This is a genomic window from Aeromonas sp. PS2Canimalfood6, from assembly GCF_048276795.1.
GTDB classification, from domain to species: Bacteria; Pseudomonadota; Gammaproteobacteria; order Enterobacterales; family Aeromonadaceae; genus Aeromonas; species Aeromonas caviae.
Map to the genome: position 1 here is coordinate 47,522 of NZ_JBLUXC010000016.1, position 15,397 is coordinate 62,918.

Genomic DNA, 15,397 nt, shown 5'->3' on the forward strand with positions numbered 1-15,397 from the left:
AGTACACCATGGTCCATGACACCTATAACAGATGCAGTTATAGTGAAAAACACCTATAACAGTTTGGGCCCACCATGTCCCGCTACGGCCAGTTGGCAGACCAGCTGCAACAGCAGATCACGAGCGGCCTCTGGCAGCCGGGGGAGCGCATCCCCTCCATCCGCCAGAGCTGCAAGACCCACGGCCTCAGCCCCATGACGGTACTCCAGGCCTATCAGTTGCTCGAAAGCCGGGGCCTCATCCTGGCGCGGCCCCAGTCCGGCTACTACGTCAAGGCCGCGAGCACGGCCCGGCGGGAGAGCCAGCCCCAGCAGGCCCGCTACAGCGGCTCGGTGGACATCAACGATCTGGTGTTCGAGGTGCTGCAGGCGAGCAAGTCACGGGAGCTGGTGCCCCTTGGCATGGCGGTGGCGGACCCGACCCTCTTCCCCCACCCCCAGCTCGGTCGGGCCCTCGGCAGTTGCATGCGCCGCCTCGACCCCTTCAGCACGGTGGCAGATCTGCCCCCCGGCAACGAGGCACTGCGCCGCGCCATCGCCCGGCGCTACGCCGGCGAGGGGATGGCGGTGGATCCCCAGCAGATCATCATCACCACGGGGGCCATGGAGGCGCTCTCCCTCAGTCTTCAGGTGCTGACCGAGCCCGGCGACTGGGTGGTGGTGGAGTCCCCCACCTTCTACGGCGCCCTGCAGGCCATCGAGCGGCTCAAGCTCAAGGTGGTGGAGATCCCGGTGATCCCCGGGGTGGGCATCGATCTCGCCCTGCTGGAGGAGGCCCTCGCCCAGCGCCCCGTCAAGGCGTGCTGGCTGATGGGCAATGTGCAGCACCCCCTCGGTCACACCATGCCGGATGAGCACAAGCAGGCGCTGATGGGGCTGCTCAACCGCCATCAGGTCCCCCTGGTGGAGGATGACGTCTACGCGGAGCTCTATGTCGGGCGCGAGCGGCCAAGGCCCATCACCCATTGGGATGCGCGGGGAGAGAGCCTGCTGTGCGGCTCCTGGACCAAGTGTCTGGCGCCGGGCTTTCGGGTCGGCTGGGTGGTGGCGAAGCGCCACGCCGAGCGCATCCAGCGGCTGCAACTGATGTCGACCCTGTCGACCAATGTGCCCAGTCAGCTGGCGCTGGCCGACATGCTGCGCCAGGGCGGGGTGGACGCCCACTTTCGCCGCCTGCGCCACACCCTGGCCCAGCGCCAGCAGCAGATGCGGGCAGCCCTGATGCGCCTCTTCCCCGAGGCGCGTATCTCCAACCCCGATGGTGGCTACTTTCTCTGGCTCGAATTTGACGCCCGCCTCGATGGCAGGGCGCTCTATGCCAGCGCCATCGAGCAGGGGGTCTCCATCGCCCCCGGGGCCCTCTTCTCCAGCCAGGGCCAGCACAACCACTGCCTGCGCCTCAACAGCTCCCATCCCTGGAGCCCGCAACTGGACGCGGCGCTCAACCGGCTTGCGGGCCTCATCGCCCGGCAACGGGAAACCTGGCAGAGCCCCCCAGACGCCTCACACGACAAGGGCCCGTAACGGGCCCTTTTGCAAGCGAATGCGCCTTACCTGGCCATGGTCTGTGACTGGGCCTTGAAACCCAGTCGCTCGTAGAGGGCCCTGGCCCGCTCGTTGAAAGCCATCACCTCCAGGCGCAGCTGGCTTGCGCCCCGCGCCTTGCCCCACTGGTCCCCGTGGGCGATCAGCGCCCGGCCGATGCCCCGGGAGCGCAGCCCCTCATCCACCACCACGGTCGTGATGCGGCAGACGGGCAGCTTGCTGAGAAAGGGGACGCTCTCGTTGAGGTCGATGCGGGCGGTGAGAAAACCCGCCACCTCCCCCGCCACCACCGCCACGCAGAAAAGACGCGCCTCGTCGGCTATGGCGCCGAGCAAGAAGGCCCTGTCCTCCGGGGACGGGGGGCAGAACACCTCGGGCACCTGCTCGAAGTGGAGCTGACCTATCTGCCGGTTCAGGGCCAGAATGGCGTCGATATCCTGTTCAGTTGCCTTGCGAATGTCCACTTGATGCTCCTTGCAGTGAGGGTCGCCAGCGAGGAAAGAGGCTCGGCGGTCACCCTTTGGAACCCGCATCTTATCGGCTCGTCACGGCAATCAACAGCCCCCCGGCAACGACAAGGCCCCATAACGGGGCCTTGTGCATCCGCTGACTCCCGGGCTCAGCCCGGCGCCCCCAGCTGGGCAACCTGGCGCTCTATGCTCCCCTTGAGGTTGTCATCCAGCTTCAAGGCCCGCGCCAGCTCGTCCAGATAGCCGCGCTCCATGAAGTGATCCACCTCGATGGTGAGGAGAGAGGCGAGGTAGACCTCGGTCGCCAGCTCCATGTCGGTCACTTCTCGCGCCAGGACATGGGGGTCGAGGGGGCGGGAGAGCTCGGCGTCAATCCAGCGGGCCGCATCCCGCTCCCCCTGTTCGGTCAGGTACTCCTGGATCTTCTGGCGCTCGGCGGCATCGATGTGGCCGTCGGCCCGGGCTGCCGCCACCATGGCGCGCACCAGCAGGTTGGCGCGGGCATCCAAGGCCTTGCCCTCCAGGGTGTCAAGGGGCTGGGTCGGCTGGGCCGGGGTGGACTGCTGTGTCTGCCAGTCCTGATAGAGCTTGTAGGCCAGCCCCCCGAGGGCTGCCGCCCCCCCCACCGCCGCCACCTTGGTGCCATATTTGCGCATCTTCTTGTTGCCAAGCAGCAGCGCCATGGCCCCGGCGGCCAATCCCCCCTGCGCCATGCCCTTCATCTGGGCCTTGCGCGTGTCACCACCGTCGTTGAGCCAGCCCTTGCCAGCTCCCATCAATTGCTCCAGCATCTGTTTCATGGGGCCTCCTCGCTCGCGTGATGAGTCATGCTGGGCCGCCTGCGCTGAACTCAAGGTGAATGACGACGCAGACAAGAAGAGGCGCTGGTTGGATCAGTGCAGGCCCCGACCGCTGCTATTGTCCCCGGGGGACAGCCAAGGAGTCCCCCCTTGCCTCGACATAAGGAAGTACCATGAGCGCCCGTGAACTGACCCTGCAATTTCTCGCCGAACCCGCCGATGTCAACTTTGGCGGCAAAGTCCATGGCGGCATGGTGATGAAGTGGATTGACCAGGCCGGCTACGCCTGCGCCGCCGGCTGGTGTGGCGGCTATGCCGTCACCGTCTATGTGGGGGGCATCCGCTTCTTGCGCCCCATCCAGATAGGCCAGCTGGTGGAGGTACACGCCAAGGTGATCCACACCGGCACCACCAGCATGCACCTGGCGGTGGATGTCTACAGCCGCCACCCCACCGACCCGGAGCGGCGCAAGACCACCCACTGCATCATCATCTTCGTGGCCATGGACGAGCATGGCAAACCCACCCCGGTGCCCCAGTGGCAGCCGGTGAGCGAGAGCGATCTGCAGTTGCAGCAGTACGCCAAAAAGCTGATGGCCCTGCGCGAGGAGCTGGACAAGGAGATGCGCCAGCACATGTGACCCGTCCCGCCCCGGGCAGCCGGGGCGTGTCTTCGCGCCGCCGGGCGCTATAATGGCGACCACCCTTGCCCTTGAGAACCCAAGATGTCTCTGGAAAATGCCCCCCCCGAGGTCCAGCTCGCGGTGGATCTGATTGAACTGCTGGAAACCAACCACATCGCCCCCGCGCTGGCCCTGGCGGCACTCGCCATCGTTCGCCGGGATTATGAGCGCAAGCTCGAGGAAGGTCGGGAGGCCTGAGCGCCCCCGCAGGAGGCACCATGTCAGCCCCCATTCGCATCGAACAAGGCCGCGCCATGCTCCTCGGGGGGTTGCGCCGTCACCACCCCTTCGAGCAGGGGGACTTCGCCGGCCAGTGGCGCGACCTCAGCGCCCTGCTTCCCCTGCCGGGCCAGCTCGGGGAGCACGCCTATGGCGTCATCTGCGCCGCCACCGACACCCACTGCGAATACCTCTGCGGGGTGGAGGTCGCCACCCTGGAGGTGCTGCCTCCCGGGCTTGGCCGCATGCGCATCGCCCCCCAGACCTACGCCATCTTCTTGCATCAGGGGCATGTCGCGACCCTGCCACATACCTGGAGGCAGGCCCTGGCGTGGCTCGCGCAATCGGACTATCAATCTGCCCAGCAGCCGGATTTCGAGCGCTACGGCGCCCGCTTTGACGCCGCCACCGGCAGCGGCGAAGTGGAAATCTGGCTCGCCGTGGTGCCAAAACAGGCCCTGGCCTGACCCCTGACCGCCCGGGCTACCTCGGCCCCATCACCTCGTCACAGAGCGCGATCAGCGCCTCCCCCAGCCGGGCGAGGGGCTCGCTCGTGCCCGGCCCCTGGTGCAGGGCCAGCTCCACCGAGCGCACCGCAGGCCAGTGAGCCAGCACCACCTGATCCGGTTGCAGCAAGCGCGCCGGCAGCAGACTGACCCCGATCCCCGCGCTCACCGCCCCTTGCAGGCTGGCGAGACTGCCGCTCACGTAGGCGATGCGCCAGGGGATCCCCTCGGCATCCAGGGCGTCGGTCATCTGGCGCCGGTAGAGCCCCTCGCTTGGAAACACCACCAGAGGCAGAGGGTCGCGCCCGGCGGCGGGCCACTCCCGGCTGTCAATCCAGGCCAGGGGCTCGCGCCAGCGGGCGATGGGCTCCCCCTGGCCGCGCCCCTGCTTGATGAGGGCCAGATCCAGCTCTCCCCCTTCGAACGCTTGCCACAGGGCATGGCTGAGATCGCTTTGCACCTCCAGCCGCACCTGCGGGTGCGCGCGGGCGAAGGCGGCCAGCACCGGGGTCATGGCCCCCGCGGCAAAATCCTCCGGCACCCCGAGGCGCAGGGGGTGGCTCGCCTCGCTCACCCGCTCCCCCGCCCGGGCCAGCAACCCCAGGATGCGGCGCGCCAGCCCGAGCAGGGTCTCCCCCTGGGCCGTGGTCACCACCTGGCGGCCGGATCGGTCGAGCAGGGTGCAGCCCAGCTGCTGCTCCAGGCGGCGCATCTGCTGGCTCAGGGTGGACTGGGTGAGGTGGATACGCTCGGCGGCGCGGGTAAAGCTGCCGGTTTCGACGATGGCGACGAAGCTCTGCAGCAATTGGGGGTCCAGCAGGGGGCGCTCCATGGGTAATCTCCATTTATAAAACCACTGGAAGTCATTTTATCATTTAATTTCCAAATGATGCGGCGACCCTCTAGGCTGCTGTCCTCCCCCTTTTTGCCAGGATATGACCATGCCACCCCCTTCCCAGTCCGGTGCCCGCCTCCTCAACTCCCTCACCGCCGCCTCGGCCCCCAGCCATCAGGAGTGGCTGGAGCAGGCCCTGCACCTGGCCCTGACCCATCGCCAGCAAGGGGGGCGCCCCTTCGCCGCCCTGCTGGTGAGGGAGAACCGGCTGGTGGCGAGCGCCGTCAACCGCATGCTGGAGGCGGGGGACCCCACCCGTCACGCGGAGCTGGAAGCGCTGCGGGAAGGGAGTCGCCAGGGGCCGCTGGCCGGGGCCATCGTCTATGCCAGCGGGCACCCCTGCCCCATGTGCCTGTCGGCCCTGGTGATGAACGGCATCCAGGCGGTCTACTACGCCTTTGACAACGACGATGCCGCCCCCTTCGGCTATGACAGCCGCGCGGCCTACGCAGCCCTGCGACTGCCCCTGTGCCCGCCGCCCCTGCCCCTCATCAAGCTGGCGAGCCCCATCGCGGCCGAAACCCTCTACGGTCCCCTGCCCCATGCATAAGCGCCGCCTCCCCCCGGGCAGCGGCGCCTTGCTGGTGCTGGTGATCCTCATCGCCCTCAACCTGCGCCCCTTCCTCACCGCCATCGGCCCCCTGGCCCCTCGCATCGACGCGAGGCTGGCCCTGGGGGTAGATACCCTGGCCTGGGTCACCCTGCTGCCCCTCTGGCTTATCGGGGTCGGCGTGCTGCTCACCCCGGCGCTCCTGGGTCGCACGGGCCCGCGCCCCCTGCTCGGGGTGGCCCTGCTGCTGCTCGCCCTTGGCAGCGCCCTGCGCCTCGATCTCGCGAGCGGCGCCCTGCTCATCGCCAGCGCCGCCCTGTGCGGGCTGGGCTCGGCCCTGGTGCAGGGGGTGCTGCCCGGCCTCATCAAGGAGGGGTTCGCCCAAAAGGTGCCCCTGGTGATGGGGATCTTCTCCGCCTGCATGATGGGGGGCGGGGCGCTCGGGGCCGTGCTCACCCCGCGCCTTGCCGAGTATCTGGACTGGTCTCGGGCGCTGGCGCTCTGGGGCCTGCCGGTGCTGCTGGCCCTCGGCTGGCTGGCCTGGCGGGTGCCCCTGCCCACCCCGGCCAACACGCCCGCCCCCACCGGGGAGCAGCGGCTGCTCCCCCTGCCCCGCACCTGGCTGCTCATCGCCTGTTTTGGCATCATCAACAGCGGCTACGGCATCGTCGTGGCCTGGCTGGCCCCGGCCTACATGGCGGCGGGCTGGAGCGCCCAGCAAGGGGGCGAGCTGGTGGCCTGGCTCGCCCTGGCCCAGACCGCGAGCGGCCTTGGCCTGCCTCTGCTGGCAGCCGGTCGGCTGGACCGCCGTCCCTGGATGGCGCTGGCCATCGCCATGCAGCTGGCGGGCTTTGGCGGCCTCTGGCTCGCTCCCCAGACCGCCCCCCTGCTCTGGTGTTTGCTGTGCGGCGCCGGGCTTGGGGGGAGCTTCTCCCTCATCATGGTGATTGCGCTGGATCACCTGCCCGACCCGCGCCGGGCGGGCGCCCTCTGCGCCCTGATGCAGGGGGTCGGCTTCATGGTGGCGGCTACCGGCCCCTGGGTGGCGGCCCGCCTGCACCATGCAAGCGGTGACTTCGCCGCCGCCTGGCAGTGGCAGCTCGGTGCCCTGGTCCTGATGAGCCTGCTGGTGGTGCGTCTCAACCCGCGCCACTACCCAAGGGCCATGGGCCTGCCCCCGAAGCAGACCATGGCTGTGCAGACGGCAGGCCACAAGCCTGCCTGATCCGGCGAGCACCGGCCTTGGGGGCCAGAAAGCACAACACCGGCCTTGGCCGGTGTTGTTCATCAGGGTGCGGGAAGGCCTGGCGCTCAGCGCCCCTTCTTCTGGCGCCCGCCCTGCCCTGGCCGCGGTTTGCCCGGGGCGGGTTTGCCCCCCTTGCCGGGCGCGCTTTTACCTGCCCCCCCTTTGCTGGCAGCCCCTTTGCCCGCCCCGCCCTTGCCTGCGGGGCTCTTCTTCTCGAAGGCCTCGGGACCCGGCACATTGGGGCGCCCGCCAATCTCGTGATCGTCGCTGCGCCGCGGCTTCTTGCCCTGGGCCGGGGTGCCGGCCGCAGCCGCCTTGGGCTTGGCAACCTGAGCCCCCTTGGCCGGTTTGGCCTCGGAGGAGGAGTCCTCAATCAGCTTGAACAGCTCGATCAGCTCGTCGTCGGTGAGATCGCGCCACTCCCCTACCGGCAGCCCCTTGAGACTGACGTTCATGATGCGGATGCGCTCGAGCTTGGTCACCTCGAAGCCGAAGTGCTCGCACATGCGGCGGATCTGGCGGTTGAGCCCCTGCACCAGGGTGATGCGAAACACGAAGGGCGCCTCTCGCTTCACCTTGCACTTCTTGGTGACGGCGCCGAGGATGGGCACCCCGGCCGCCATGCCCCGGATGAACTCGTCGGTCACCGGCTTGTCCACGGTCACCAGGTACTCTTTCTCGTGATCGTTGCCCGCCCGCAGGATCTTGTTCACCAGATCCCCGTGGTTGGTGAGGAAGATGAGCCCCTGGGAGTCCTTGTCGAGTCGCCCTATGGGGAAGATGCGGGTGCTGTGGTTGACGAAGTCGACGATGTTGTCTTTCTCCCCCGCCTCCGTGGTGCTGACGATGCCCACCGGCTTGTTGAGGGCGATGAAGACCAGGCTGTCGGCTTCCCGCGGCTCGATCACCTGGCCGTTGACCTTGACCAGATCCCCGGCAAACACCTGATCCCCCACCCCGGCCCGCTTGCCGTTGATGAAGACGTTGCCCTGCTCGATGAAACGATCGGCCTCACGACGGGAGCAGATGCCGCTCTCGCTGATGTATTTGTTCAGGCGCATGGATTCATCGGCTAGCATGGGTCACCTCCCGGGTCGGATGGGCCTTGAGAATGGCAGGCTGGATCAGCCGCGCTGTGGTCGGGTTCGTCTGCATACAACTCCATGAAATAAGGGCCTGCGCCCTGCATGTTCGGCAAAAAACGCCGCTACAGTAGCACATTGCACGTGCCCGCGCCCGGCCCCGTCGCACCCTGGCCGCTGGCTCACAGGGGGTGCTGCCCCTGATGCAGCAGCAGGCCCCCCATTATCCAGCGTGCGGTGACGCCGCGGCCCTGATTGGGCTGCACCGCGCACTCCCCACCTCTTTTCACTTCATGGTGCTCACTTCATGGGCCGGGCCCCCGCCGCCGAAGATAGGGTGCGGCCTTCGGCAGATAGCCAGATGATCTAACGCTTGATATTTATCCAGCAAAAATGCATAAAAAGATTTTGGTCATCGCGAATTATCTGCTCTGACCCGCCGACGACGGGAAATGACACCCCATCGGGGCGCAACAACGGGCCCCTTGAGCCCCGCGAACCCTGAAGACGGGCATGATCCCCTCTCTGGCAGGACGCCACTTTTATCATTCACTACAGGAGTTACCGATGAGTCATTCCCTCTCCCAGGAGGCCTTCCTGGCCCAGGTCGCCAGCCGCAACCCCCATCAACCGGAGTTCATCCAGGCCGTGAGCGAGGTGGTCGCCTCCATCTGGCCCTATGTGGAGCGCCACCCCCGCTACCTGCAGCACGGCCTGCTGGAGCGGCTGGTGGAGCCCGAGCGCCTGGTGCAGTTTCGGGTGAGCTGGGTGGATGACCAGGGCCGGGTGCAGGTGAACCGCGGCTACCGGGTGCAGCACAGCTCCGCCATCGGCCCCTTCAAGGGCGGCATGCGCTTCCACCCCTCGGTGGATCTCTCGGTGCTGAAATTCCTCGCCTTCGAGCAGACCTTCAAGAACGCCCTCACCACCCTGCCCATGGGCGGCGGCAAGGGGGGCAGCGACTTCGATCCCAAGGGCAAGAGCGAAGGAGAAGTGATGCGCTTCTGCCAGGCCCTCATGCTGGAGCTCTATCGCCACCTGGGGGCCAACACCGACGTGCCGGCGGGCGACATCGGGGTGGGCGGGCGCGAGGTGAGCTACATGGCGGGCATGATGAAGAAGCTCACCAACAGCGCCGAGTGCGTCTTCACCGGCAAGGGACTCTCCTTTGGCGGCAGCCTCATTCGTCCGGAAGCCACCGGCTACGGCCTGCTCTACTTTGTCGACGCCATGCTGGCCCATCGCGGCCAGTCCCTCGATGGCCTGCGGGTCTCGGTATCGGGCTCGGGCAACGTGGCCCAATACGCCATCGAGAAGGCGATGGCCCTCGGCGCCCGCGTCATCACCGCCTCCGACTCCGGCGGCACCGTCTATGATCCGGACGGCTTCACCCCCGAGAAGCTGGCCCGTCTGATGGCGCTTAAAAACGAGCAGCGCAAGCGGGTCGCCGATTACGCCCATGAGCTCGGGCTCGAGTTCTTCAGCGGCCGCACCCCCTGGCACCTGACGACCGACGTCGCCCTCCCCTGCGCCACCCAGAACGAGCTGGATGCCGAAGATGCGGCGCAGCTTATTGCCAACGGCGTGCAGCTGGTGGCCGAGGGGGCCAACATGCCCTCCAGCGCCGCCGCCATCCGCCTCTTCCACGAAGCAAAGGTGCTGTTCGCCCCGGGCAAGGCGGCCAACGCCGGCGGGGTTGCCACCTCGGGCCTCGAGATGAGCCAGAATGCCCAGCGCCTCTCCTGGACCCGGGAAGAGGTGGACGCCCGCCTCAAGGGGATCATGACCAGCATCCATGCCACCTGTGTCCGTTACGGTCAGGATGATGACCATGTGAACTACGAAAGCGGCGCCAATATCGCCGGCTTCGTCAAGGTGGCCGACGCCATGCTGGCGCAAGGGGTCTGCTGAGCGCCTTGGCCCGGAGCTTCCCCCTCAACACAACGGCAGCCCTCGGGCTGCCGTTGTGTTTTGCGTCTGGCGCGACTTCACACTCTCTTCACCCAGGCATGAAAATCTCCCATCCGTTCCATCTCGCTGACGAGGATAACAAGATGACGATGAAAATAGGTGCCCTGCTGATCCTGGCCGGGCTCGGCTGCTTTGTGGCCTTCAACCTGCTGGGCTCCACCCTCGATGACCAGGGCTTCCTGCACGAGCCCTTTGCCCTGCTGCCCCTGGGCTATCTGCTGCTCTTCACCGGCATGGTGCTCACCGTGATCCCTCTGCTGCGCAAGGGGCGCTCCAAGGAACAGTGACACAAACCGCAGGGTGCCAGGGGCTCAGCGATAGCGGCTGATCTCGATGAGGTTCCGATCCGGATCCAGACAATAGACCGATTCGATGGGGCCGCAGGCACCGCTTTTGCTCACCGGCCCCTCCAATATCTCGACCCCCTGGCTCGCCAGCTGGTCCATCACCTGATCCAGGGGCCAGCGGGTGATGAGGCAGAGATCCCCCGACCCCACCTGCGCCCGGTTGCGCGCCTCCTCCCCCAGCAACTGCAAATTGATCTTCTGGTTGCCAAAACGCAGCGCCCGGCGGCCTGCCCCGAAGGTGATGGGCTCCATCTTGAAGGCGCCGCTGTAAAATGCCACCGCCCGCTCAATGTCGCTGACCGTCAATACCAGATGGTCGATATGGCTTATCATGCTTGCTCCCTGTCATGGTGATTGCCGCACCATCATACCCACCCGCCTCAATAGAAACTGTGGCATGGTGCACAGGGGGCTAACCACTTATTTTGACTAGGGAAATACCTTAACGCACGGCAGCACACGCCTTGTCACGCTGGGCCAGCAGGGTTTCGTCATTACTGCCCATGGCCGCCAGAATGGCCTGATTACAGGCCCGCTCCGCGAGCTTACCCGGGCTCTGCTGGGCATCGGCGATCTCCGCGATCATGGGGCGATAGCCGATGGCGGCCGAGCAGTACATGGTGCGGTACTTGGGAAGCTGCCAACTGCTGTCGTCTTGCCGTGTCAGGTCATCGCACAGTTTACCAAACAGTGCCTGCGCCTTGACCGTGCACTGACTGAAGCGCCGCACATCTTGCTCGTAGGGACGGCAGACACTTTGCTGTTTTATCTGCCAGAGCTGGAAAGAGAAGGGAACCTGCTCTCCCTCATAGGGCACTACCAGCGTTTTTAGCTCGGTGCCATAGATATCCGTCACCTGTTGCTGCACCAGATTGAGATAAGCCGAAAAAAGATAAGAAATTGGATCCATCACCACCTCCCTGTGGTTCGCCTTCTCTATCTTCGCCGCCCATGGCTAGATAGATCTTCAAATGGACAAAATTAGATAACAGCTTACTGATTTAGCTAAAAAAAATGATACCCTGCCTACTCCCCCTATGCACAAGATTCAAGGTCAGTCACCATGCAGCAATGTGGTATTTATGAACAACTCATCACACAACTGTTGGCATCAAGACTAGATCGATCGCATTTCTACATCGGGGAACGACAACTGGAGTCTGCGGAGGCCGCAGTCTGGTTATCACGATTCCTAACTCGTGTGTTGGAATATGCAGTAGGCTCGGTCACTGGCGATGACCCATTACAACGGCAGATTGAGCTGGCTAACCAGTTATTGCTTTGGCTAAAAGATCGCATACAAGACCCAGACTTTATTGGCGAGAACCTTATCGACAGTCAGGGAAAAATTCTGACGGCGCTCTACCAGTTGGATAACCCCATCTCTGCCAATTTAAAGCAATATGCCGAAGATATTTTTCCTCTGACCGGTCTAACGCAAAGTGAGCTGTTCTGCGGCAGCAATGCGGGTTTGTCGATGGAGTCAGAGATTAAACGGGAGATATTATCGGCAGATAGCATCTGCTGGCTGGTCTCATTTATCAAGTGGGCAGGTATCCGTATTTTCCGTCATGAGCTGGAAGAGTTCACTCGCAGCGGCCGCCAATTAAAAGTAATTACTACCTCATATATGGGGGCGACCGACGCCAAGGCAGTTGAATTTTTAGCCAGCCTCCCAAATACCGAAGTCAAACTCAGCTATAACACCCAGCGCGAGCGGTTGCATGCCAAGAGCTATCTCTTTTGCCGAAATACCGGCTTTCATACCGTCTATATAGGTTCCTCCAATCTCTCTCACTCTGCCCTCACCAGCGGCTTGGAGTGGAACCTAAAAATCACCTCGCAAGAGATCCCTCATATTATCGAGAAATCCCTGAGTACCTTTGAAACCTATTGGGAGTCCGATGATTTTGAGCTATTCGATGGCAAGCTCGAAAGCCGCACGAAATTACAGCATGCCCTGCAAGAGGCCCGAGGGGACGGGGACAAAAATAGCCCTGCCTATTTCTTTGATATCACGCCGTTTCCCCATCAACTGGAGATCCTTGAACAATTGGCGATGGAGCGCGCTTTACACCAGCGCTTTCGTAACTTGGTGGTAGCGGCTACCGGTACAGGGAAAACTCTGATCTCCGCCTTTGATTTTGCGCGTTTTTTGAAAACCAAACCCGATGCCAAGTTTCTGTTTGTCGCCCACAAAGAGGAGATCTTGCGCCAAGCATTAGCCTCGTACCGCGGAGTGCTCAAGCAATCCAATTTTGGCGAACTCTTGGTCGGCGGCGCCGTGCCAACCCACTACCGTCAGCTGTTTGCCTCGGTGCAATCCTTGAATAACCAGCTGGCTAATTTACGTCTTAGTCAAGACTATTTCGATTACATCGTCATTGATGAGGTTCACCATATTGCGGCGGCCAGTTATCGCGGTCTACTCGCCGCCTTTGAACCTCACATTCTGTTGGGATTAACCGCAACGCCAGAGCGCTATGATGGCGGTGATATTCTTGCCGACTTTTGTGGTGTCATCGCAGCAGAAATCCGCTTGCCCGAGGCCATCAATCGTCGCCATCTCTGTCCATTCCAATATTTTGGTATCGATGATGATACTGACTTGCACCAAGTGACTTGGAAAAATGGCCGTTATGACATCACTGAGCTCACCAATATCTATACCCACAATCAGCAGCGGGTACAGAAGATAGTCCAGAGCCTCAATGAGATCGTCACCGATATTACCAAGATCAAAGCACTGGCATTTTGTGTGAGCCGTGAACATGCCGACTTTATGTGCAAGGCATTTTTATTGAAGGGCATCAAGGCTGACATCCTCACTAGCGATAACCGAGACGAGCGACATAGTAAGCAACAAGATTTGCGTACCGGCGTTATCAATATTCTCTGCGTGGTAGACATCTTCAACGAAGGGGTTGATATCCCGGAAGTCGATACCTTGCTGTTTTTACGACCAACGGAAAGCCTCACCATCTTCTTGCAGCAATTGGGACGTGGCCTGCGGCTGGCGAGCGATAAAGAGTGCTGCACCGTATTGGACTTTGTTGGGAATGCCCGTGCGGAGTATGACTTTGCCCAGAAATTCCGGGCACTGGTGGGTAAAACCAATAAGGCGATCAGCCACGAGATCAAACAGGGCTTCCCTCACGCCCCCTTGGGCTGCCGCATCGAGCTCTCAAAACAGACCCAAGAGTTAATTCTGAGCAATATCAAAAAGGCGACTCTCAATACCTCGCGCCTCATGGGCCTGATCCGCCGTTTCTCACAGGATTGCGATTTACCGCTGACACTGGCGAATTTTCTGAAGTTCTACCCTCATATCAGCCTTGAGGAGATCTACAAGCGCGGCAATTGGAGCGCCTTGGTCAAACAGGCCCACAACCATACCGTTTCTGAAATGAGCGATGAGAAGCTGTCGACCCTCTACACCCGGGCCATCAAAACCCGGCTATTGGGCTGCGATGCGCTCCATTACTTGAACTTCTTACAAACCTTGGTGGAAAGCGCCTTTACCTTAACGGCTGAGCACGATGAGCGGATGGCCTTGATGTGCCATTACGACTTCTGGCAACAAAGCGGCCCCAACGCAGGCTTTAGCTCCTTGGCGCACAGCCTGAAACAACTCAATCAACCAGAGTTAAGGGCCGAGCTGGCAGATCTGTTGCCCATGCTGATCAACCGGGTGCAGCACGAACAAAGCGCCATGCCAGATCTTCCCGGCAATCCACTACAACTGCATGCTCGCTATGCCAGAGAGCAAGTGCTGGTTGGCTTTGGGGCAACCACCTTCGCGCAGCAACCCACGGCTCGCGAAGGGGTCTATGTCATCGCAGAGCACAATATCGAGTTGCTGTTCGTGACCTTGAACAAAACGGAGCAGCACTTCTCCCCCACCACCCGTTATCACGACTACGCCATTAATGAGTCACTGTTCCATTGGCAGAGCCAAAACAGCGCTCGCCCAGAGCGAGGCAAGGGGCTGAGTTACATAAACCACAGGGCAGAGGGTAAGCGCGTGTTTCTGTTCGTTCGTGAGCAGAGCAAAGATGAATTTGGCCGCACCCTTGGCTTTGTGAACTTTGGTGAGGTGGAGTACATCTCCCACAGCGGTAGCCAACCGATGAACATTAAATGGCGTCTCACTACTCCGATGCCGCCTTTTATGTGGAAAGAAGCGGCCAAATTGGCAGTTGGCTGAGCGACCCATCACAACAAGGCCCACCCACGGCGGGCCGCCTTCGTGTGGTCAGCAGGCAATCCGCTCTATGCGGCCGCCACTGAGTTTGAAGAAGGCATCCTGTGGCAGCTCCTGCAGCCAGGTGGTGGTGTAGTCCAGATCCACATAGGCGCCGCGCAGCATGGCGCCAAAGAGACCGTGAGAAACCACGATGGCCTGCTCGGCAATGTGCTCGTCCTCAAGCCATTGCCGGGCCCGGCCTTGAATGCTCTCAAAGCTCTCGCCATGGGGGGCCCGCAGATACCAGTCCGGCTCCTCCAGATCCAGCTCGGGGTGGGCCGCCAGCAGCTCGGGCACCCGGCAACCCTCCCACTCCCCCATCCCCAGCTCCACCAGCCGCTCGTCCCAGATGATGCGCTCCTGGTCCAAGCCAAGCTGCTGACACACCCGCTCCGCCGTCTGCCGTGCCCGGCCGAGGGGGCTGGCGTAGATCGTCCAGTCGGTGGGCTCGGTCAGGAGCTTGGCCAGACGGTCCCCCATGGCGAGGGCCTGGGCTTCTCCCCTGGGGGTCAGCTCGGAGTTGCAACGCCCCTGCAACCGCAATTCGGCGTTGTAACGGGTCTGGCCATGGCGCAGCAAATAGAGGGTTCGAGACATGGTTTCTCCAGCAGAGTCAACGAGATAAGAAAACAGGGGGAAGATGATAACAGATGTACCGGGTCAACCAAGACCCGGAGGATGCAGGCTTGTGCTGACTCCTTGAGCGCCTGGCCTGCGGCTATCGTGAAAGGACGACAGCGGCTGCGCGCCTTTATCGCACAGGCGCCTTGTGCGCATACCACACGCCTTCGCCACGGGCCCGGCGCACCGTGGCAAGCGCCCCATGCCCCCCCTATCT

At 63.0% G+C, this 15,397-nt stretch carries 16 protein-coding genes; 9 read left to right on the forward strand and 7 right to left on the reverse strand.

The features are described 5' to 3' along the window. Window positions 1-74 precede the first annotated feature (74 nt). Window positions 75-1,523: a PLP-dependent aminotransferase family protein gene (locus tag ACNPAA_RS09200; RefSeq protein WP_102948230.1), complete on the forward strand. Its 1,449-nt coding sequence runs from the start codon at window positions 75-77 to the stop codon at window positions 1,521-1,523. A 26-nt stretch (window positions 1,524-1,549) separates the two neighbouring features. Here ACNPAA_RS09200 and ACNPAA_RS09205 read toward each other — a convergent pair whose 3' ends face one another. Continuing rightward, a complete protein-coding gene (locus tag ACNPAA_RS09205; protein ID WP_010674203.1) occupies window positions 1,550-2,008 on the reverse strand; it encodes a GNAT family N-acetyltransferase in 459 nt (152 codons plus the stop codon). A gap of 155 nt (window positions 2,009-2,163) precedes the next feature. Beyond that, entirely contained in the window at window positions 2,164-2,814 is a 651-nt protein-coding gene (locus ACNPAA_RS09210; protein ID WP_042015902.1) for a tellurite resistance TerB family protein, read from the reverse strand. 173 nt (window positions 2,815-2,987) lie between these two features. Here ACNPAA_RS09210 and ACNPAA_RS09215 point away from each other — a divergent pair, with 173 nt between their 5' ends. From ACNPAA_RS09215 to ACNPAA_RS09225, 3 genes are all read left to right on the forward strand, one after another. Next, complete coding sequence (locus ACNPAA_RS09215; protein ID WP_010674201.1) at window positions 2,988-3,455, forward strand: acyl-CoA thioesterase; 468 nt, start codon at window positions 2,988-2,990, stop codon at window positions 3,453-3,455. An 84-nt stretch (window positions 3,456-3,539) separates the two neighbouring features. Beyond that, window positions 3,540-3,695, forward strand: coding sequence for a pleiotropic regulatory protein RsmS (rsmS, locus tag ACNPAA_RS09220; RefSeq protein ID WP_010674200.1), 156 nt, complete (start codon window positions 3,540-3,542; stop codon window positions 3,693-3,695). Between the two features lie 20 nt (window positions 3,696-3,715). Continuing rightward, complete coding sequence (locus ACNPAA_RS09225) at window positions 3,716-4,183, forward strand: GyrI-like domain-containing protein (RefSeq protein WP_182721806.1); 468 nt, start codon at window positions 3,716-3,718, stop codon at window positions 4,181-4,183. A gap of 16 nt (window positions 4,184-4,199) precedes the next feature. Here ACNPAA_RS09225 and ACNPAA_RS09230 read toward each other — a convergent pair whose 3' ends face one another. Then, window positions 4,200-5,042, reverse strand: coding sequence for a LysR family transcriptional regulator (locus ACNPAA_RS09230; protein ID WP_201872754.1), 843 nt, complete (start codon window positions 5,040-5,042; stop codon window positions 4,200-4,202). A gap of 115 nt (window positions 5,043-5,157) precedes the next feature. Here ACNPAA_RS09230 and ACNPAA_RS09235 point away from each other — a divergent pair, with 115 nt between their 5' ends. Further along, the gene (locus ACNPAA_RS09235; RefSeq protein WP_041212766.1) at window positions 5,158-5,667 is read left to right on the forward strand and encodes a nucleoside deaminase; all 510 of its coding nucleotides are present in this window, start codon (window positions 5,158-5,160) and stop codon (window positions 5,665-5,667) included. After that, window positions 5,660-6,892, forward strand: a complete 1,233-nt coding sequence (locus tag ACNPAA_RS09240; protein WP_182721805.1) for an MFS transporter — start codon at window positions 5,660-5,662, stop codon at window positions 6,890-6,892. Before ACNPAA_RS09235 ends, ACNPAA_RS09240 begins: the two co-directional genes overlap by 8 nt. 86 nt (window positions 6,893-6,978) lie before the next feature. Here ACNPAA_RS09240 and rluF read toward each other — a convergent pair whose 3' ends face one another. After that, the gene (gene rluF / locus ACNPAA_RS09245) at window positions 6,979-7,992 is read right to left on the reverse strand and encodes a 23S rRNA pseudouridine(2604) synthase RluF (RefSeq protein WP_323937911.1); all 1,014 of its coding nucleotides are present in this window, start codon (window positions 7,990-7,992) and stop codon (window positions 6,979-6,981) included. Between the two features lie 570 nt (window positions 7,993-8,562). On the opposite strand from rluF, the gene gdhA reads away from it, so the two are divergent. Together gdhA and ACNPAA_RS09255 are read left to right on the forward strand one after the other, a co-directional pair. After that, window positions 8,563-9,906, forward strand: a complete 1,344-nt coding sequence (gene gdhA, locus ACNPAA_RS09250) for an NADP-specific glutamate dehydrogenase (protein WP_319918650.1) — start codon at window positions 8,563-8,565, stop codon at window positions 9,904-9,906. A 143-nt stretch (window positions 9,907-10,049) separates the two neighbouring features. Next, on the forward strand, window positions 10,050-10,253 hold the full coding sequence (locus ACNPAA_RS09255; protein ID WP_124245258.1) for a DUF3955 domain-containing protein: 204 nt from the start codon (window positions 10,050-10,052) through the stop codon (window positions 10,251-10,253). Window positions 10,254-10,277: 24 nt separating this feature from the next. On the opposite strand, the gene ACNPAA_RS09260 is transcribed toward ACNPAA_RS09255, so the two are convergent. Further along, on the reverse strand, window positions 10,278-10,646 hold the full coding sequence (locus tag ACNPAA_RS09260) for a VOC family protein (protein ID WP_323937909.1): 369 nt from the start codon (window positions 10,644-10,646) through the stop codon (window positions 10,278-10,280). 109 nt (window positions 10,647-10,755) lie between these two features. Then, complete coding sequence (locus ACNPAA_RS09265) at window positions 10,756-11,223, reverse strand: hypothetical protein (protein ID WP_049636326.1); 468 nt, start codon at window positions 11,221-11,223, stop codon at window positions 10,756-10,758. Window positions 11,224-11,376: 153 nt separating this feature from the next. Between ACNPAA_RS09265 and ACNPAA_RS09270 the strand changes: the two genes are divergently transcribed. Beyond that, the gene (locus tag ACNPAA_RS09270; protein ID WP_417891704.1) at window positions 11,377-14,520 is read left to right on the forward strand and encodes a DUF3427 domain-containing protein; all 3,144 of its coding nucleotides are present in this window, start codon (window positions 11,377-11,379) and stop codon (window positions 14,518-14,520) included. A gap of 48 nt (window positions 14,521-14,568) precedes the next feature. Here the strand turns inward: ACNPAA_RS09270 and ACNPAA_RS09275 are convergent, their stop codons facing one another. Then, window positions 14,569-15,156 (reverse strand): histidine phosphatase family protein, encoded by a 588-nt coding sequence (locus ACNPAA_RS09275; RefSeq protein ID WP_201956404.1) that lies wholly within the window; start codon window positions 15,154-15,156, stop codon window positions 14,569-14,571. Window positions 15,157-15,397 lie beyond the last annotated feature (241 nt).